The organism is Meiothermus ruber DSM 1279 (assembly GCF_000024425.1).
Lineage (GTDB): Bacteria > Deinococcota > Deinococci > Deinococcales > Thermaceae > Meiothermus > Meiothermus ruber.
The window spans coordinates 1411080-1428821 of sequence record NC_013946.1; the positions used below are offsets into that span (position 1 = coordinate 1411080).

The 17742-nt window shown below is 64.0% G+C and carries 16 protein-coding genes; 5 read left to right on the forward strand and 11 right to left on the reverse strand.

The window, feature by feature from the left end:
- The 4 genes from MRUB_RS06985 to MRUB_RS07000 all read right to left on the reverse strand — a co-directional run bounded on the left by MRUB_RS06985 (nt 1) and on the right by MRUB_RS07000 (nt 4498).
- Nucleotides 1-450 (reverse strand): SRPBCC family protein, encoded by a 450-nt coding sequence (locus MRUB_RS06985; protein ID WP_013013658.1) that lies wholly within the window; start codon nt 448-450, stop codon nt 1-3.
- Nucleotides 451-666: 216 nt separating this feature from the next.
- Nucleotides 667-3066 (reverse strand): aerobic carbon-monoxide dehydrogenase large subunit, encoded by a 2400-nt coding sequence (locus MRUB_RS06990; RefSeq protein ID WP_013013659.1) that lies wholly within the window; start codon nt 3064-3066, stop codon nt 667-669.
- A gap of 35 nt (nt 3067-3101) precedes the next feature.
- Nucleotides 3102-3590: a (2Fe-2S)-binding protein gene (locus MRUB_RS06995; RefSeq protein WP_013013660.1), complete on the reverse strand. Its 489-nt coding sequence runs from the start codon at nt 3588-3590 to the stop codon at nt 3102-3104.
- Nucleotides 3591-3619: 29 nt separating this feature from the next.
- Nucleotides 3620-4498, reverse strand: a complete 879-nt coding sequence (locus MRUB_RS07000) for an FAD binding domain-containing protein (protein ID WP_013013661.1) — start codon at nt 4496-4498, stop codon at nt 3620-3622.
- 125 nt (nt 4499-4623) lie between these two features.
- On the opposite strand from MRUB_RS07000, the gene MRUB_RS07005 reads away from it, so the two are divergent.
- The 5 genes from MRUB_RS07005 to rplT all read left to right on the forward strand — a co-directional run bounded on the left by MRUB_RS07005 (nt 4624) and on the right by rplT (nt 10383).
- Nucleotides 4624-5505, forward strand: a complete 882-nt coding sequence (locus MRUB_RS07005) for a nucleotidyltransferase family protein (protein WP_013013662.1) — start codon at nt 4624-4626, stop codon at nt 5503-5505.
- 353 nt (nt 5506-5858) lie between these two features.
- The gene (locus MRUB_RS07010) at nt 5859-8465 is read left to right on the forward strand and encodes an HD domain-containing phosphohydrolase (protein WP_013013663.1); all 2607 of its coding nucleotides are present in this window, start codon (nt 5859-5861) and stop codon (nt 8463-8465) included.
- 121 nt (nt 8466-8586) lie between these two features.
- Complete coding sequence (locus MRUB_RS07015; RefSeq protein WP_013013664.1) at nt 8587-9723, forward strand: NAD(P)/FAD-dependent oxidoreductase; 1137 nt, start codon at nt 8587-8589, stop codon at nt 9721-9723.
- Nucleotides 9724-9818: 95 nt separating this feature from the next.
- The gene (rpmI, locus tag MRUB_RS07020; protein ID WP_013013665.1) at nt 9819-10019 is read left to right on the forward strand and encodes a 50S ribosomal protein L35; all 201 of its coding nucleotides are present in this window, start codon (nt 9819-9821) and stop codon (nt 10017-10019) included.
- A gap of 16 nt (nt 10020-10035) precedes the next feature.
- The gene (gene rplT / locus MRUB_RS07025; RefSeq protein ID WP_013013666.1) at nt 10036-10383 is read left to right on the forward strand and encodes a 50S ribosomal protein L20; all 348 of its coding nucleotides are present in this window, start codon (nt 10036-10038) and stop codon (nt 10381-10383) included.
- Nucleotides 10384-10466: 83 nt separating this feature from the next.
- Here the strand turns inward: rplT and MRUB_RS07030 are convergent, their stop codons facing one another.
- From MRUB_RS07030 to uraD, 7 genes are all read right to left on the reverse strand, one after another.
- The gene (locus tag MRUB_RS07030; RefSeq protein WP_013013667.1) at nt 10467-11759 is read right to left on the reverse strand and encodes a M20 family metallo-hydrolase; all 1293 of its coding nucleotides are present in this window, start codon (nt 11757-11759) and stop codon (nt 10467-10469) included.
- 249 nt (nt 11760-12008) lie between these two features.
- Nucleotides 12009-12758 (reverse strand): (S)-ureidoglycine aminohydrolase, encoded by a 750-nt coding sequence (gene allE, locus MRUB_RS07035; RefSeq protein WP_013013668.1) that lies wholly within the window; start codon nt 12756-12758, stop codon nt 12009-12011.
- Complete coding sequence (locus MRUB_RS07040; protein WP_013013669.1) at nt 12755-14101, reverse strand: allantoinase; 1347 nt, start codon at nt 14099-14101, stop codon at nt 12755-12757. The genes allE and MRUB_RS07040 overlap by 4 nt, the downstream gene beginning before the upstream one ends.
- Nucleotides 14102-14110: 9 nt before the next feature.
- Nucleotides 14111-15358 carry an allantoate amidohydrolase gene (locus MRUB_RS07045; RefSeq protein WP_013013670.1) on the reverse strand — a complete coding sequence of 416 codons (1248 nt, stop codon included), beginning with the start codon at nt 15356-15358 and terminating at the stop codon, nt 14111-14113.
- A gap of 111 nt (nt 15359-15469) precedes the next feature.
- A complete protein-coding gene (gene uraH / locus MRUB_RS07050) occupies nt 15470-15826 on the reverse strand; it encodes a hydroxyisourate hydrolase (protein WP_013013671.1) in 357 nt (118 codons plus the stop codon).
- A gap of 9 nt (nt 15827-15835) precedes the next feature.
- Nucleotides 15836-17152, reverse strand: a complete 1317-nt coding sequence (locus tag MRUB_RS07055; protein WP_013013672.1) for a urate hydroxylase PuuD — start codon at nt 17150-17152, stop codon at nt 15836-15838.
- Between the two features lie 97 nt (nt 17153-17249).
- A complete protein-coding gene (gene uraD, locus MRUB_RS07060; RefSeq protein ID WP_013013673.1) occupies nt 17250-17741 on the reverse strand; it encodes a 2-oxo-4-hydroxy-4-carboxy-5-ureidoimidazoline decarboxylase in 492 nt (163 codons plus the stop codon).
- Nucleotide 17742: the final 1 nt, after the last annotated feature.

Sequence of the window (17742 nt, forward strand, 5' to 3'; positions counted from 1 at the left end):
CTAGACCTCACTCATTTTCTGGCCCATATTGGCAAACACCGTCTCGATGAGCCGCTTGGCCTGGGCATCCAGCACCCGCCCCCCCACCGTAGCAGCGGGGCCGCTCACCGTGGCCTGGCCCTGCCAGTCCAACAGCGTGGTCTGGTCGTCCTGGCCCTTGATGTCGGCGCTGGCGGTAAGATCCACGGCACTACCCAGTCCACCGCCGCGGATACGCACCATCACCTTGTTTTCGTCTGGACGAGGGTCAAGCTCAATGTTGAACTTGAATGTACCCCGCACAGGCCCCACCGCCACCCCTACGGTGGCAACCATGTGCTTATCGTCCTTGATCTCCACGCTCTTGAGGTCGGGCAGGCAGGAGGCTACTTTTTGGGGATCCTGGATAAAGCTCCAAACTTTTTCGGGGTTGGCTTGAACGTTTTCTTGACCTTTGTACTCGAGTTTCATATCTCACACCTCACAAATGGCCTGAATTGGCCCAAAAGCCAGTCTTCCAACACATTGGCGCACAACATGCCAGGCCCGGTGGGCGCGCAGCGATGGGGTGGGCAGCTTACTACAGAACGGAGACTGTCCACCCCATTCTTGCTGCAACGAACGACGATTAACAGAAGCCCAATGCAGTTCGCGACAGGTCGCAGGCGCTTGGGATATCAGTTCTGGCTAGAAAGCGTCCACTCCGGCCTGCCGCAAAATCTTCCAGACCTTTTCGCGGGTGATGGGCATGTCGATGTGGCGCACACCCAGGTGAGCCAGGGCGTCCACCACGGCGTTCACAAAGGCGGCCGGGCTGCCCACCGTGGGCGACTCGCCCACCCCTTTGGCCCCAATGGGGTGGTGGGGGCTGGGGGTAACGGTGTGGCCGGTCTCCCATTTGGGGGTCTCGAGGGCGGTGGGCAGCAGATAATCGGTGAAGTTGGAGGCCAGGTGGTTGCCCTGCTCGTCGAAGGCGATCTCCTGCATGAAGGCCATGGCGAAGCCTTCGGTCAGGCCGCCGTGCACCTGTCCTTCCACAATCATGGGGTTGATGATGGTGCCGCAGTCGTCAATGGCTACGAAGCGGCGCACCTTGACCTCGCCGGTGCCTTTGTCAATGTCCACCACGCAGACGTAGGCGCCGTGGGGGAAGGTCAGGTTGGGCGGGTCGTAGTAGTAGGTGGTTTCCAGTCCAGGCTCCAGGCCCGGGGGCAGGTTGGTATAGGCGGCAAAAGCCACCTCGTTCATGGTCACGCTCTTGCTGGGCACGCCCTTGACCTGGAACTTCTTGTCCACCCACTCCACGTCGTTTTCACCCACTTCCAGCAGGTGTGCGGCGATCTTTTTGGCCTTCTCGCGGATGCGACGGGCGGCCAGGGCCATGGCCCCGCCGGCGGTGGGGGTGCTGCGGCTGGCGTAGGTGCCCAGGCCATAGGGGGCGGTGTCGGTGTCGCCCTCCTCCACAATAATCTTGTCCACGTCCAGGCCCAGCTCCTCCGAGACGATCTGGGCCCAGGTGGTCTCGTGGCCCTGGCCCTGGTGGCGCGTGCCGGCCCGCACGATGGCGGAGCCCGTGGGGTGTACCCGAATCTCGGCCCCATCGAACATCTTGATGCCCAGGATGTCGAAGTCCTTGCTGGGCCCGGCCCCCACAATCTCGGTAAAGGTGGAGATGCCAATGCCCATTAGCTCGCCCCTGGCCCGCTTCTCGGCTTGCTCTTTGCGCAGCTCGTGGTAACCGATGCGCTCGAGCGCCACCTTCAGGGTTTTCTCGTAGTCGCCGGAGTCGTAGGTCCAGCCCAGGGCCGAGGGGTAGGGGAACTGGTGGGGCTGGATGAAGTTCTTGAGGCGCAGCTCGGCGGGGTCCATCTTGAGCTCGTGGGCCAGCACGTCCATGCTGCGCTCAATCAGGTAGCTGGCCTCGGTCACGCGGAAGGAGCAGCGGTAGGCCACCCCGCCGGGGGCCTTGTTGGTGTAAACCGCTTCTACCTGGGCGTAGGCTTTCTGGAAGTCGTAGGATCCGGTGCAGATGCTGAACAAACCCGCCGGGTACTTGCTGGGGTCGGCGGCGGCGTCGAAGGCCCCGTGGTCGGCCAGGGTGTAGACCTTCATGGCCGTGACCTTGCCGTCTTTGGTGGCCCCAATCTCGATGTCCATGTGGAAATCGCGGGCGAAGCCGGTGGTGGTGAGGTTCTCGGTGCGGGTCTCGACCCATTTGACCGGCGCGCCCAGCACGATGCTGCCCACGATGGCGCACACGTAGCCGGGGTAGACCGGCACCTTGTTGCCGAAGCCACCGCCAATATCGGGCGAGATAACCCGGATGTTGTTCTCGGGAATTTTGGTTACCAGTGATAGCACGGTGCGGATGGCGTGGGGCGCCTGGGTGGTCATGTAGACCGTAAGGCGTCCGGTGGCCTTGTTCATGTCGCCGATGCAGCCGCAGGGCTCCAGGGGGGCCGGGTGGCTGCGCGGGTAGACCATGTGCTGCTTGATGCGCACCTCGGACTGGGCCAGGGCCTTTTCGGTTTCGTCCTTAGAGCCCACCTCCCAGGTCCAGATGTGGTTGGGATGCCGCCGAGGCCCGTGGGCCCCGCTCATCTGATCTTTGATGTCTTCCCGCAGCACCGGCGCGTCGGGGGCGGTGGCCTTGTAGGGATCGACCACCACTGGCAGGGGCTCGTACTCGACCTGGACTGCGGCGGCCCCGTCGGCGGCGGCCTGCCGGGTCTCGGCGTACACCGCGGCCACCTCCTGGTGCTGGTACAGCACCTTGCCGTCGGCCAGCACCATCTGCTTATCGCCGGCCAGGGTTGGAATCCAGGAAAGCCCCGCGGCGGCCAGGTCTTTGGCGGTGATGACGGCTTTGACGCCGGGAATTTTCAGGGCCTCGCTGGTATCGATGTTCAAAATTTTAGCGTGGGCGTAGGGGCTATGCACCAGGGCCATGTAGAGCATGCCTGGAAGGTTGATATCGTCGAGGTAGTTGCCTTTGCCCACGATAAAGCGAGCGTCTTCCTTGCGCTTGATGGCCTTACCGAGCCCTTGGATGCCCTTGGGCTCGAGGTTGGGGGTCTGGACTGCCATGGGTGCTCCTTTCAGCCAAGAAAACCAGAAGGGGGTTAATCATCGGCGGCCGCGCCAGACGGTTGGCGCAGCATCTCGGCAGCTTGCTGAACCGCTTTGACGATGTTCTGGTAGCCGGTGCAGCGGCAGAGGTTGCCCGAGAGGCCGAAGCGAATCTCCTCCTCGGTGGGGTTGGGGTTGTGTTGCAAGAGCACGTGCGCGGCCATGATCATGCCGGGTGTGCAGTAGCCGCACTGCAGGCCGTGCTGGTCGTGGAAAGCCTGCTGCAATGGGTGCAGCTTGCCGCCCTGGGCCATGCCCTCGATGGTGGTAATCTCGTGGCCCTCGGCCTGGACTGCGAACATGGTGCAGCTCTTAACGGCGGTTTTGCCATCGAGCACCACCGTGCAAACCCCGCAGGAAGAGCTGTCGCAGCCGATATGGGTTCCGGTAAGACCGGCATCGCGGATGGCATGCACCAGCAGGGTGCGGGGCTCTACGCTGAGCTTTTTCTCCGAGCCGTTGATTTTTAGCGTGATTTCCATGCTGAGCTCCTACAAAGCTGCTACGGGCTTTAGGCCACCGCCACATTCAGGCGCTGCAGGGCTTTAATCAGACCGCGCCCTACCAGTACGCGGGCCATGTCCTTTTTGTACTCAGCGGAGCCGCGCGCATCTGGATTGGGGTCGGCGATTTTGCGGGCTTCTTCGGCCGCGGCCCGGATCAGCTCGAGCGTGGGCTTTTGGCCCCGCAGGATTTTCTCCCCCTCTTCAACCCGCAGGGGCATGTGGGCTACGGCGGTAATGCCGATGCCGGCTTCCTTGATGGTGCCGTCGGGGTTGAGCTCAATCTGTACAGCGGCGGCAGCGGTGGCGTAGTCGCCCACCTTCCGCTCGATTTTTTCGTAAGCGCCAGAGGTGAGCGCGTTGGGGACAGGAAACCGCACCTCCACCGCCATCTCACCCTCGCCGATGGAGGTCGCGAAGCTATCTACCAGGAACTGGTCAATGGGCTCCACTCGAGCCCCGCCCTGGCCCTGAATAACCATCTGGGCCCGCGCTGCAATGGCCGCAGCCGCCCAGTCGCCGGAGGGGTCGTTGTGGCAGAGGGAGCCCACCACGGTAGCGCGGAAGCGCACGATGGGGTCGGCGACCACCATGGAGACATCGCTAATCAAGTGATACCTGCTTCTTATCTCAGGGCTGAACTCCACGTCGGTGTCCCGCACCAACGCTCCCAGGCAGAGCATCCCATTTTCTTCTTTCATGTAGCCCAGGTTGGGTAGCTTGTTGATATCAACAAGCACCGCGGGTTGGGCCAGGCGGTAGCGCATGGCCGGGATCAGGCTCTGCCCACCGGCCAGCACGCGGGCGTCGCTGCCGTACTGGGCCAGATGGCTCAGGGCCTCCTCGAGGGACATCGGACGTTTGTACTCAAAGGCCGCAGGTATCATGCAGTCCAGCCTCCTTTTTGCTTTTGCAAGCCAGAATAATCTATGTCCTAAACCCACCCAGCAAAGATGTTTAAGCTTACAGTTTGTATCAGTTTTCCATAAGCTGCGATACCTTACGATGGGCTATGGTGGATGCCATTGTGCTATCGGCTGGGCGGGCCTCGAGGTTCGGGGTGCCCAAATGGTTGCTGCCGGCAGGTGAGGGCCAGGTGCTGCTAACGCGGGTGCTCGAGCAGGCTGCTGCTGTGGTGGATGGGCGGATCGCAGTGGTGGTGGGGCGCGCATCGAAGGTGACCCGCTACGTGGTGGAGCGCTGGGTGGAAGCCGCTGGGGGTAGGGTGCACACGGCGCTCAACCGCCATTACCGCTACGGACAGAGCACCTCGCTAAAGGCCGGCATCCGGGCCTTACCGGATGCGGCAGGGGTGCTGGTTATGCTGGCCGATATGCCGGCGCTCGAGCCGACAAGGCTGGAACGGCTGAGGCAGGCCATACAGGCTCGAGGCCCGTACTCGGTGGCGGTTGCGGCCAGTCTGCAGGGCCAGGTGCTGCCACCGGTCTACCTGTCGGCCCAGCTTTTCCCGGATATTCAAAAACTCAGAGGGGATCAGGGGGCGCGGGCCATCCTGCGGGCCTACGAAGAACGCGTGGAGCGGGTCGAGTGGGGGGCGGGGCCCTGGTTTACCGATGTGGACGACTGGCCGACTTACCGGCATCTGGCTCATCAGCAGGGGTGGGCCCTCGAGCGGGGGGGGGTGCTGCCCCGACGGCCTGTGGCCCCGGCCCAGTTCAAAGACAGGGTGGATGCGGCCCTGGCATCGCAGGAGGTGCCCTGGCTGGCGCCGGGGATTCTACTGCTGCCGTCCTCGGGTGAGGCCTGCTGGCTCGACCTAACCCCGCCCTACCGTGGGGTTAGGAGCCTGGTGATGGGGCGCGCAAGCACGCCGGAGGCCTACCTGCAACTGCTGCGCAGCGCTGCCCTCGCGGCGCTGGCTTCGGGGGTATAGCCGCCCAAAAATTTTCTCGTCTGATGGCCGCTGCGCTCCTTCTGGCTGGGCCAGACACCCCTACCCGGGGTGATAGGCCCTTAAGTGCTCATTAAGTTTTGGATTGGCTACAAAAACCTGCTGCAAGCTGGCGTCTAAGCCTTGGTGGTCGCACTTTTGCTGATTTGTGGCGGCCATTTTGCAGAGCTGCCTGTCACAGCCGGAGCACACCTTGGAGCGTATCCTAAAAAAAGGTGGTTTTGTAAGGAATTTACGAAGCCGGTAAATAGCTTTATTAGAACCGTATGACCGGGGGTTTTTGAATAGGGGCATGGCCGGTGCAAGATGATCTGAATGGTACAGAAAAAGCTTTGATGCCTGAAGCGGATGTCGCGCTGCTACTATCGGATGCCCAAAGCCAGCTTGGCCTCGCCCCCATGCAGGCCGTGCGTCTGGTTGAGCAGGCCCGTAGCCTGGCCCACCAGCAGGGGCAAACCGGCTATGAGGCGCAGGCAACCCTTATTGAGGCCAGGGCGTATCTTCGCCTCGGCCAGTTGGCAGCCTCTATGCAGGCAGTTCAGAACGCCCTCGAGCTGGCCGAGCAGGCCCAGGATATGGGTCTCAAGCTCGACGGCCTGCGTCTGCTGGCTACCGTTTTGCGCGAACAGGGTGAGCTGGATCTGGCCAGCACCTACCTCGAGGAGGCCATTCAACTGGCCCGACAGGGCGTGCAACCGGCGGCTGAGGCGGACTGCCTGAACCAGCAGGCCGGCATCCACCATTCCCGGGCCGAGTATGCCCAGGCCCTGGATAAGCTCACCCGTGCTCTGGGCATCGTGCGCACCCTGAACAACCCGGCGGCTCAGGCCAGCTACCTCAACAACATCGGTATCCTGCGCACCGAGCTGGGGCAGTACCCCCAGGCCCTCGAGGCCTTTCTGGAAGCCTACCAGCTATACCAGCAAGAAGGCCACAGCGCGCGAAACCGCGCAGGCAACCTCGCGTCTATCGGCAACCTGTACATGGAAATGGGCGACTTTGCGCAGGCCCACCGATACTACGAGCAAGCCCTGGCTGAGGCCCATCAGTCTAGTGATCGCCTGATCGAGCTGCAGGTCATGCAGCTCATGGCCGAGCTGGCCTACAAGCGCCAGGACTACCCCCAGGCCCTGGCGCTTTACCAGACCATCCTGCAGGCCAGCCAGCAGCAGGGTTTGGAGCGGATGCAGGCCACTGCCCTCGAGGGCCTGGCCAAGGCCCAGATGGCCCTGGGGGAGCCCCAGACGGCCACCCAAACCCTGCTGGAGGTCTTGGCCCTGGCGCGCTCGAGCGGCTGGGGCGCCACCCTTTTGGATGTGCTTTTAAGCCTGGGGGAGGCCTGGCTGGCCCAGGGGGCGCTCGAGCAGGCCCGGGCCTGCGCCCAGGAAGCCCTCGAGCTGGCCAGCCAGGCCAGGCGTAAACGCAGCACCTACCTGGCCCACCGGCTGCTGGCCCAGATACACAAGGCCGCGGGGGCGTTTGAGACGGCTGTGATGCACCTGGAAGAGTACCACCGCCTGGAACGAGAAGTCTTCAACGAGGAGAGCGAGCGCAAACGGCAAACCCTCATCAACCACCTCGAGCTCGAGCGCGCACGCACCGAGGCTGAACAGCTACGCCTCAAAACCGAGCTCGAGCGCCAGGCCCGCGAAGAAGCCCAGGCCAAGGTTTTCCAGCGCACCCAGGAGCTCGAGTTCGCCCAGCTCGAGATCGTCTCGCGCCTGGCCCTGGCCGCGGAGTTCCGCGATGACGCCACCGGTGAGCATACCTACCGCGTAGGGCGCAACGCGGCCCTGATTGCCCAGCAGTTGGGCTGGCCCTCCAACGAGGTGGAGATTCTGCGGCTGGCCGCGCGGCTTCACGATGTGGGCAAGATTGGTATTCCGGACGCCATTTTGCTCAAACACGACCGGCTGACCCCCGAAGAGTACGAAATCGTGAAAGAACACACCACCATCGGGGCGCGCATTCTGTCGGGGGGGCGCTCCCGGCTCCTCCATTTAGCCGAAGAAATTGCCCTGACCCACCACGAGCGCTTCGACGGCAGCGGTTACCCCAGGGGCCTGGCGGGTGAAGCCATTCCCCTGCCTGGCCGCATTGTGGCTGTGGCGGATGTGCTCGATGCCCTCACCCACGAACGCCCTTACAAAAGGGCCTGGTCGGTAGCGGAGGCCCTGGCCGAGATCAAGCGCCAGAGCGGGCGCCAGTTTGATCCGGTGGTGGTGGAGGCCTGTCTGGCCGTGTTTGCTGATGCTGCGGTGGGGGTTGAGGAGCACATGCAGCGCCTGGACTCCGACCTTTCGCTTTCAGTGCAGCTCGAGAAAGCCCAGTTGGGCTGGGGCGTTGGGGAAGTTGAACAGCTCCGCCAAAACTTTGAGCAGCTTCTGGCCGAACGCACCCGTGAACTCGAGCAAGCCCGCCGTGAAGCCCAGATGCTGGCCCGCCGAATGGAGCTCATGGCCCACACCGATGTGCTCACCGGTCTGGGCAACCGCCGGGCGTTTGAGTCCGACCTGGAGAGCGAGGTGACCCGCGCCTACCGGGTGGGCTACCCCCTGAGCGTGCTGGCGATGGACCTCGATACCCTCAAACTGCTCAACGATACCGAGGGCCACGAACGCGGCGATGCGCTGCTGCGCACCTTTGCTTTAGCTGTTCAGGAGAGCTTTATGGATCTGGGTCGGGTGTACCGGATTGGGGGCGACGAGTTCGCGGCGATTCTGCCCTACCTGGATGTCAGCCACCGCAATGAGATCCTTAGCCGCGTAGAAGCGGCGGTCAGGCTTACTCAACAACGGGGCTTCCCCCAGGCCAGCGTTAGCAGCGGCCTGGCCGCATTGCCTGAGGAGGCCAGCTCCGATGGCGACCTGGTGCGGCTTTCTGATCAGCGTATGTACCAGGACAAGCTCGTACGCCGGAGGGCTCGAGAGGCCAGCACCTGAAGCGGGCTATCCACCGACTGTCTGGAATTCTCCGGAACTGCCCCTGTTGGAATGGGCCTTCTTTACCGGGCTGCGCTTGCCTGGCTGGCGCGGGTCTACCTTGTGCGCTAAAGTAGGCACGATGACGCATTACGATGCCCTCATAGTTGGCGCGGGCATTATCGGCGCCGCCTGCGCGTACCGCCTGGCGGAGCGGGGCCTTCGGGTGGGGGTGCTGGAGATGGCCCCCGCACCCGCCATGGGTTCGACCGGTAAGAGTGCAGCGGGGGTGCGGGTGCAGTTTACCGAGGCCACCAACATTCTGCTGTCCTGGTATTCCATACAGGAGTATCAAGCGATGCCGGAAGCAGCCTACCGGCCCATCGGCTATCTGTTTCTGGTGCCGGACTCCCAGTGGGAACAGCACCTGGCGGGGGTGGAGCTGCAGCGCAGCCTGGGGGTACCGGTGGAGGTGCGCGACCTCGAGGCCGCCCAGGAGTGGTTCAGCTTCTCGCCAATAGCAGCGGGCCTGGAAGCCATCCGGGGGGCCACCTATGGCCCTGCCGACGGTATTGTAGACCCCCATGGCATCTGCCTGGCCTACCTGCGGCGCGCAAGGGAGATGGGGGCTTTGGTGCATACCGAGACCGAGTTTTGCCTGGCCCAGCCGACCAAAACTGGATGGAAGGTGCAGACCCCCAAAGGGTGGCTCGAGGCCCGGGTGGTGATCAACGCGGCTGGGGCCTGGGCGGGGGAGGTGGGGCGACGGGCGGGGCTGAGTATCCCGGTGAAGCCCGCCCGGCGGATGGTTTTCTGCACCGCGCCCATACCCCAACCCTCCTGGCATCCCCTGACCATAGATCTGTCCAGCGGCTTCTGGTTTCGCCCCGAGCACGACCGGCTGATTTTTGGCCGCAGCAATCCGGCCGATCTGGGCTTCCACGAAGGGATGGACTGGGGCTGGCTCGAGCCCACCCTCGAGGTGGGCCTGGCCCGCTTTCCCTGGCTCGAGGGGTGTAACCTCGACCAAAAGGCGAGCTGGTGGGGCTACTACGAGGTTACCCCCGATCACAACCCCATCCTGGGCTGGATGCCGGGTGTGAAGGGATGGGTCAACGCCTGTGGCTTTTCCGGCCACGGGGTGCAGCAGGCCGCTATGGTAGGCCGTCTGATGGCTGAGGAAGTAGTGGATGGGCGGGCTTGCAGCTTGAATATAGACGCACTGCGCTATGAGCGCTTTCTGGAAGATGCCAAGACGCGGGAAAAAAACATCGTCTAGGGTTGGCAGGGGCCTGAAAGGATGCTATACTTGCAAGGCTGCCGAGTTGAAAGCCCTCGAGACGAGGCACTTGGGCGGCCAACCAGGAGTAGACCATGGCTAAGATGAAGACCCATAAGGGCGCCAAAGGCCGTGTCAAGATTACGGCTACAGGCAAAGTGGTAGGCAAAAAGCCGGGGAAGCGCCACCTCAACTGGCACAAATCGGGTAAAAGCCGCCGTCAGAAAGGGCGCGACTTTACCTTTTCGAAGGGCGAAGAGCGTCGTGTCCACCGCCTGATGCCCTACGACGTATAAGGAGAGGTGATCCAGAATGCCACGCGCCAAAACCGGTGTAGTTCGTCGTCGTAAGCACAAGGCAATCCTCAAACGGGCCAAGGGCTTCTACGGTTTGCGCTCCAAGAGTGTGCGCAAGGCCCGCGAGACCCTGTTTAGCGGAGCCATGCGCTCCTTCAACGACCGCCGCAAGCGTAAGGGCGATATGCGCCGCTTGTGGATTGTGCGTATCAACGCGGCTGCTCGCCAGCACGGTCTGAGCTACAGCGTGTTTATGCACGGCCTCAAGAAAGCCGGCATCGAGCTCGACCGCAAGATTCTGGCCGATATTGCCGTGCGTCAGCCCGAAGCCTTTGCCGAGCTGGTTAACAAAGCCAGGGCCTAGGCAGCACCGACCTGAAAACCCGCCCTTGTGGCGGGTGTTTTTTTGCTATGTCGGAACGCAAAAAGGTGGCCGCTGCTGAGTTTCTATTCATCCAGCAGAACAGGGTCATCCTTGGCAACAGTCTTTTCCTCGGCCAGCGAGAGCTTGGCCAGGGTGAGGGCCAGCACATAGACGCCCCGGGCGATATCGTCGGGGGCGGCATACTCGTCTGGTCGGTGGCTGATGCCTTCCCGGCAGGGAATGAAGAGCATGGCGGTCGGGGCAATCCGGGCCATAAACAAGGAGTCGTGATAGGCCCGACTCACCATCAACTTAAACCTGACCCCAGCCTCGCTGCACGAGGCCACCAGGGCTTTGAGCACATCGGAGCCTGCTTTGGCGGGTGGGTCGATGTTGATGATTTGCACGCTGTATTTGATCTCACGCCGGGTGCAGACCTGTTCGACCCCTTGAATTACGTTGCGGATCACCTGGTCGCGGCGGGATTGTTCGACATCCCGGATATCGATCTCGAGCCTGACCCGGCTGGGCACGCTGTTGACCGCGTTGGGGTAGACCTCGCAGAAGCCGGTGGTAGCCACGGTGTTGATGCTGCCGCTGTTTTTGGCGAAGGCTTCCACACCCAGAATAATCTCGGCAGCAGCGCAGAGCGCATCGCGCCGGTCGGGCATCAGGACGGTTCCGGCATGGCCGCCCACCCCTTCCAGGTGAACCCGCAAGGAGGCTGGGGCTGCAATGGCGGTTACGATGCCCAGCGGGACGCGCTCCTGCTCGAGCACCGGGCCCTGCTCGATGTGCAGCTCCACGAAAGCCGAGTAGTAGCCCTCGGGGAGGGCCACGTCTTCCAGGCGGCCCATATAGCCGGCCTCCCAGCGCACCTCCTCGAGGGTGCGCCCCTCCGGGTCTTTGAGCTCGCGCAGTGAATCGGGGCTCAAGACCCCGGCCAGGGCCCGGCTTCCCAGGCAGCCAATGCCAAAACGGGTGGGCTCTTCGGCGGTAAAAATCAGCAGTTCAATCGAGCGACGGGGTTTGAAGCCGCTGCGCTGCAGGGAGCGGATGGCCTCCAGTCCTCCCAGAACGCCCACCGTGCCGTCGTACATGCCGGCATAGGGGATGGCGTCGAAGTGGGAGCCGGTGCCCACCGCGGGCAGGTCGGGCGCGGAGCCCTCCCAGCGGGCGAAGATGTTGCCCAGGCCATCCTCGCGTAGGTGCAGACCCGCTTCCTCGCACAGCCCCTTGAGGTAGGCCCGCGCTTCCAGGTCGGGCTTGGTAAAAAGAATGCGGGTAATGGCCGGCTTGGGGGTATCGGAAAACTCGGCCAGGGCCTCGAGTTCGCGGACAATTCGTTCTTGGTCTACCAGAGGTCGTACGATCATGGGCTACTCCAGCAATTTTTAGAAGGCCTGCTTCGGTCGGGCTTGAAAAGAATCCATACCGGATTCAAAAGACAATCGTCAATCAAAAATTCCGTGAGTCTGTCTTTTTGAACCCTAGAGCACTCCCTTCGGTCGGGTTGTTCCGTCGCTGTCTGGCGACGAAACAACCGAATCTGGTATCAGCACGAGAAGTTTACCGCACCCAGCCAAGTGGCCTCCAGCGCCCAGGCCCGGGCAAGGGGGTCTGGGTCAGCCCAACAGCTCGAGCGAGTGGCGGTTGACGTCTTTGTAAATCAGGTACTTGCTGGGTGTTTTGCCCAGCGCCCCAAACCACTGTGGGCAGTAGGAGGCCATCCAGATGACATCGCCGGCCTGCACGGTGTACCAGTGGTCGCCCAGCCGGTACACCCCACCCCCCTGGAGGAAGAGCAGGCCGTGTTCCATCACGTGGGTTTCCACCAGCGACAGGTGGGCGCCAGGCTCGAAGGTCATGGTGTTGACGGCCATATCAAAGGAGGGGTTATCCGGCAGCAGCAGGCGCACCTGCAGGGCCTCGTCGCCCAGGAGCGGGCTGCTGGGCATCTCGGGCTCATGCCCGAGCACCACTGAGGGCACTTCTACCCCGGCTAAGGCCTGGTAGGGTTTGTCGAATACCACCATCCGTGCACGCGCGGCGGCCTCGAAGCGGTGGGGGGTGTTGGCTGGCAGGTAGGCGTAGCGGTGGGCCCCCAGGGTATGCCGGGCCTCGCCCACCTCGAGCGCCACCGCGCCTTCCAGCACATAAGCAAACCGCTGGATGTCCAGCAGGGTCATCTCGCCGCTGCCGCCGGGCTCCATCTCCACCGTGTACATCTTGAAGCGGGCCCCCAGCTCAGGGGAGATGTGTACGATGCAGGCGGTGTTTTTCCAGCCGGGCAGGGGGGCCCGCACAAAGGTATCGGGGGTGAGGAGGGCGTGGTCGGGGGCTACGCGGGTACGGGTAAAACCGGTCAGACTCATAGATGCCTCGTAAGCAATCGAACCTCGTTGGGCTTTTCTATCTTACCCAGGGCATACACCCGCTGCCCCCGCAGCCAGGTTTCCCGCACCACGCCCACAAAGCGACGGCCCAGGTAGGGCGAGATGGGGTGTCGCTGGTGCAGATCCTGGGGCTTCAGGGTGTGGGTCTGCTGAAGGTCTACCAGGGCAAAGTCGGCGTCGTAGCCTTCGGCCAATAGGCCCTTGCCCTGCAGGCCAAAGCGCTGCGCTGGGTTGGTTGCCAGCAGCCGGGCGATCTGCTCCAAGGCTAGGCCCCGTGCCTGCCAGCCTTCGGTTAGCAGCACAGCCAGGGTGGACTGCACCCCGGCAATCCCGCCCCACAGGGCAAAAAAGTCATCGCCCTGTTTCATCTCGGGCGGGCTGGGGGAGTGGTCGGAGCCGATGATGTCCACCAAGCCCTGCAAGACCTGGTTCCACAGCAGGGTTTGCTGGTCGCCGGAGCGAAGGGGTGGGGCGCACTTGGCAAGGGCTCCCAGGCGCTCGAGGTCTTCCTCGGTGAAGGCCAGGTAGTGGGGGCAGGTCTCGAGGCTCACGTCCACCCCTCTGGCTTTGGCCTCGGCGGCCAGCGCCACCCCGGCCCCCGAGCTGATGTGCACGATGTGCAGCCGGCAGCCGGTTTCCTGGGCGAGCAGCAGGGCCCGCTGGATGGCCTCCAGCTCGGTAAAGACCGGCCTCGAGTCCAGGTAGTCGCGCCAGGTGGTCTGGCCTTGCTGCTGCTTTTGCCGGGCAAAATGGGCGGTCAGGGCGTCGGACTCGGCATGAACGGCCACCGGCAGGCCCAGCCGGGCGGCGATGCGCATGCCTTCGTACAGGCTGCCGTCGTCGCAGTGTGGAAACTCCGGCAGGCCGGAGTTGGACATGAAGGCCTTGAACCCGATCACCCCCCGCAGGGCCAGCTCGGGCAGGCGCTCGAGGTTCTGGGGGGTGAGCCCCCCCCACAGGGCGAAATCGGTGTGGGAGGAGGCCCGCATGGCCGCCAGCTTCTGGTCGAAGGAAGGGGCATCGAGGGTGCAGGGCAGCGAGTTGAGCGGCATGTCGAAAAACGCCGTGCCACCGCCGGCGGCCAGGGCCGCGCTGCCGGTGGCGATGCCCTCCCAGTGGGCCTGTCCCGGCTCGTTGAAGTGCACGTGCACGTCGATCAGGCCGGGCAGCACATGCAAGCCCTCCGCGCTGACCTCCTGCCGGGCTGGCTCGCTAATTTCCGGGGCAATCTGTGCAATCTGCCCGTCCTTTATCCCCAGGTCGGCCTGCCGCACCCCTTCGGGGGTGACCAGCTTTCCAGTGCGCACGATCAGATCGAGCATCCTCACCTCCTAACCCAGATGGGCCGCCAGCCTGTGCAAAAAGTCCAGGCCCACCCGCAAGGCGGCCTCCACGTCCTGCGGCCAGACCGACTCCTCCGGGTGGTGCGAGAGACCGCCGGGGCTGCGCAAAAACAGCATGGTGGCGGGGCAGAGTGCGGCCATTACCATGGCATCGTGCCCGGCCCCCGAGACCATGCGGTGCACCGGGTAGCCCTGGGCCTCCAAGGCCTGGGCCAGCAGCCTATTCAGGCCGGGGTCGCAGGGCACGGCGGGCTGCTCGTAGAGGGTCTGGTAGCCAAGCTCGAGGCCCCGGCGCTGGGCCACCTGCTGGGCCCGGGTGATCAGGTTGGCGACCGCCTGGCTGCGGGTATCGTCCTCGAGGTGGCGCACATCCAGGCTCATCTGCACCTCCCCCGGAATCACGTTGGCCGCCCCAGGCAATGCGGTGATCATGCCCACCGTAGCCACCAGGCCCGGCTCCTCGCGGGCCTCGCGCTCGACCAGGGTAATCCACTCGGCGGCCCCGGCCAGGGCGTCTTTGCGCAGGTGCATGGGCGCGGTGCCGGCATGCCCGGCCTGGCCGCGGAAGGCCACCTCGAGCCGGCTCTGCCCCACGATGCCCTCCACCAGGCCCAGCGGATACCCCAGGGCCTCCAGCACCGGCCCCTGCTCGATGTGAAACTCCAGAAACCCTTTGACAAAAGCGGGGTCGTAGGCGGCCTGGGGAATCTGGGCGGGCTCTAAGCCAAAGGCCCGGATGGCCGCCTCGACCGTCTGACCCTCGGCGTCTTGCAGCTTTAGCAGCGCCGGCTCGAACCGCCCGACGATGGCCTTGCTCCCCAGAAAGGGCACCCCAAACCGCACTCCCTCCTCTTCCGAGAAGGCGATCACCTCAATGGCAAGGGACAGCCTGCGGCCCCCCAGGGCCTTCACCACCGCCAGCGCCAGCGTTACCCCCAGAAGGCCATCGAAACGGCCCGCATCCCGCACGGTGTCCACGTGCGAGCCCATCAGCAGGGCCGGGGCGTCGGGGGTCTGGCCGGGGTAGCGCCCGATCAGGTTCCCCACCGCGTCCACCCGCACCGCCATGCCCAGCTCCTGCATCCAGGCGGTGAGCAGCCGGTGCACCTCCCGCATGGGGGGGGAGAGGAAGGTGCGGGTCAGGCGGCCTGCCTCTTCGGATAGGCGGCCCAGGGCCAGGCAGCGCTCGAGGGCTTCCTGGGCCAGTTGGGAGAAGTCGGTATCGGAAAGGTTCATGGTCGGGTCAGTTGGGATGCGTTCTTGTTCGTAGGGCAGTGAGCCCCCGTGGGAAGCGAAAAACGTGGTTTGCTGCGGACGGGACAAGGGATGAAGCTTCCCTTGGGGTACTCAGCTACCCCGATAGGTGCTGTAGCCGTAGGGCGAGATGAGGAGCGGTACGTGGTAGTGCCCTCGGGCCTCGGCGATGCCGAAGCGGATGGGCACCTCGTCCAGAAAGGGGGGGTCGGGCAGGGGGACGCCCTGGGCCTTGAAGTAGGCGGCCACGTGGAAGACCAGCTCGTACAGGCCCACCGGGATGGTCTCGCCCGAGAGCAAGGGGGTATCGGTACGGCCATCGGCGTTGGTGCGGGCCGCGGTCACCAAGGTGCGCTCGCCCGCGGGGCCGATGCGGTAGAGCTCGAGGTCGAGCCCCGCCGCGGGGCGGCCGTGGGCGGTGTCCAGCACATGGGTTGAGAGGCGTGCCATGCCTTAATCCTACGGCCCCGGCGCGCCCTGGGCCACCCAGGCCCCCAGCCTGGCCCGCTGCTCGGGGGTCATGGGCGGAACCCCTGGCACCATTAGGGGCATGTACTGGGTGTCCACCGAAACCTGCTTGATTTTCTGGGCATACCCCACGATCTGCTCGGGGGTCTCGAGCACCACCCCCCCCGGCGCCGAGGCAAAGCCCGGCTGGGTGGGGCGGGCCGCGTGGCACATCTGGCAGTGTGCGGCGATGATGGCCTGCACCTCGGCAAAGGTTACCGCCGGCTGGCCCTGGGCTTCGGGGCTCTGGCGCGGGGCGGTCAGGTAGAAAGCCCCCAGGAGCAAAGCCGCCGCCAGCACCAGCAGGTAGGGCATGGCCCCACCTTCCGTCAGGGTTTTGTGGTGCTCTTTCTCGGTCACGTTGATGAAGTGCCGCACCGCCACCCCGGCCACGAAGAGCAGGATCAGGATGAGCCAGTTGGCCCCGTTGTTATAGGTCATGGGGAAGTGGTGGGCGATCATGGTGAAAAGCACCGGCAGGGTGAGGTAGTTGTTGTGGCGGGAGCGAAGCTGCACCCAGGCCACAAAGTTGGGGTCGAGGGCCTCGCCCCGTTGCGCGGCCCGCACCAGCTTTTTTTGTGAGGGGATGATCACAAAAAACACGTTGGCCGCCATGATGGTGCCCAGCATGGCCCCGATGTGCATGAAGGTGCCGCGCCCGCTGAAGACCTGCCCCAGCAGATAAGCCGCCAGCGCGACCAGCACCCCACCCACCAGCAAAAACAAAGCCGGGCGGTAGAGCAGTTGGGTGCTGGAAAGCCCCACGTAAACCAGCCAGGCCGCTACCAGGCTTGCAATAGCAATCGCGATGGCCGCCCAGCCTGGCAGGGTGCTGCCGGGGGCCAGCAGGATGGTGCGGGGATCGGCATAGTAGACGATGATGAGCAGCAAGAAGCCCGTAACCCAGGTGAGGTAGGCATCCCACTTGAACCAGTGCAGGTATCGGGGCAGCTCTTTGGGGGCGGTTTTGTACTTCTCCAGGTAGTAGATGCCGCCGCCGTGGATGGCCCAGATGTTGCCGGAAAGCTCGGCCCGCACACCCTGGCGCTCGAGGGCGTTCTCCAGAAAGATGAAGTAGAAGCTGGCCCCAATCCAGGCGACGCCGTAGATGATGTGCAGCCAGCGCACCACCAGGTTGAGCCACTCCCGGGCGTGGGCCTGCCAGCCGTTCGCCAGGGTGAGGGCCACCGCCACGGCGAAGATAGCCAGGAGGGCCAGCACCCAGGGCCACTTAACGATTCGCAGTCGGTCTTGGTGGAGGGGGTTCATGGTCTTGGCTGATTCTATCGTGGTTTTCTCTAGCGGGTGTGGTAGCGTTGGCTGGTTTTTGAGGATGGCTGTGTGATATCCCAGCGTTGTTTTGCTGCTATCTCAGCAGATCGGTCAGCCGGAAATAGGCAATTTTGAAGACTTCCTCCAGGGCTGTCTGAAACTCAACGTCCGATGGGTTGTGGAGCCTCTGCTCCATGGCCTGCAAGATATCGGCTTTGGTTTTGCCCCGCACCGCCAGGATGAAGGGGAAGCCGAACTTCTTGGTGTAGGCCCGGTTCAGGGCCTGGATGCGCTCGAACTCGGCGGGGGAGAGGGCATCCAGGCCAGCCCCCTTCTGCTCCGCCGCCGAGGCGGGGGCCATGCGGGCGCGGCTGCCCAGGTCGGGGTGGGCCCGCAGGAGGGCGAGCTGGGCCTCCTTGGGGGCCTGCCGCACCACCTGCACCAGGCTTTGCTGCAGGGCCTCGAGGCTGGCCCAGGGCCGTTGCGCCCAGGCCTGCTCGGCGATCCAGGGCGAGTGCTCGAAGACCCAGCCCACCTGTTCGACAAAGGCTTCTTTGGAGAGAAGATTTACTGCTTCAAGGTTCATA

Bases quoted from the DNA above. Each gene is read 5' to 3' on its own strand.
- MRUB_RS06985 (WP_013013658.1), bottom strand. From the start codon at position 450: ATGAAACTCGAGTACAAAGGTCAAGAAAACGTTCAAGCCAACCCCGAA.
- MRUB_RS06990 (WP_013013659.1), bottom strand. From the start codon at position 3,066: ATGGCAGTCCAGACCCCCAACCTCGAGCCCAAGGGCATCCAAGGGCTC.
- MRUB_RS06995 (WP_013013660.1), bottom strand. From the start codon at position 3,590: ATGGAAATCACGCTAAAAATCAACGGCTCGGAGAAAAAGCTCAGCGTA.
- MRUB_RS07000 (WP_013013661.1), bottom strand. From the start codon at position 4,498: ATGATACCTGCGGCCTTTGAGTACAAACGTCCGATGTCCCTCGAGGAG.
- MRUB_RS07005 (WP_013013662.1), top strand. From the start codon at position 4,624: ATGGTGGATGCCATTGTGCTATCGGCTGGGCGGGCCTCGAGGTTCGGG.
- MRUB_RS07010 (WP_013013663.1), top strand. From the start codon at position 5,859: ATGCCTGAAGCGGATGTCGCGCTGCTACTATCGGATGCCCAAAGCCAG.
- MRUB_RS07015 (WP_013013664.1), top strand. From the start codon at position 8,587: ATGACGCATTACGATGCCCTCATAGTTGGCGCGGGCATTATCGGCGCC.
- rpmI (WP_013013665.1), top strand. From the start codon at position 9,819: ATGGCTAAGATGAAGACCCATAAGGGCGCCAAAGGCCGTGTCAAGATT.
- rplT (WP_013013666.1), top strand. From the start codon at position 10,036: ATGCCACGCGCCAAAACCGGTGTAGTTCGTCGTCGTAAGCACAAGGCA.
- MRUB_RS07030 (WP_013013667.1), bottom strand. From the start codon at position 11,759: ATGATCGTACGACCTCTGGTAGACCAAGAACGAATTGTCCGCGAACTC.
- allE (WP_013013668.1), bottom strand. From the start codon at position 12,758: ATGAGTCTGACCGGTTTTACCCGTACCCGCGTAGCCCCCGACCACGCC.
- MRUB_RS07040 (WP_013013669.1), bottom strand. From the start codon at position 14,101: ATGCTCGATCTGATCGTGCGCACTGGAAAGCTGGTCACCCCCGAAGGG.
- MRUB_RS07045 (WP_013013670.1), bottom strand. From the start codon at position 15,358: ATGAACCTTTCCGATACCGACTTCTCCCAACTGGCCCAGGAAGCCCTC.
- uraH (WP_013013671.1), bottom strand. From the start codon at position 15,826: ATGGCACGCCTCTCAACCCATGTGCTGGACACCGCCCACGGCCGCCCC.
- MRUB_RS07055 (WP_013013672.1), bottom strand. From the start codon at position 17,152: ATGAACCCCCTCCACCAAGACCGACTGCGAATCGTTAAGTGGCCCTGG.
- uraD (WP_013013673.1), bottom strand. From the start codon at position 17,741: ATGAACCTTGAAGCAGTAAATCTTCTCTCCAAAGAAGCCTTTGTCGAA.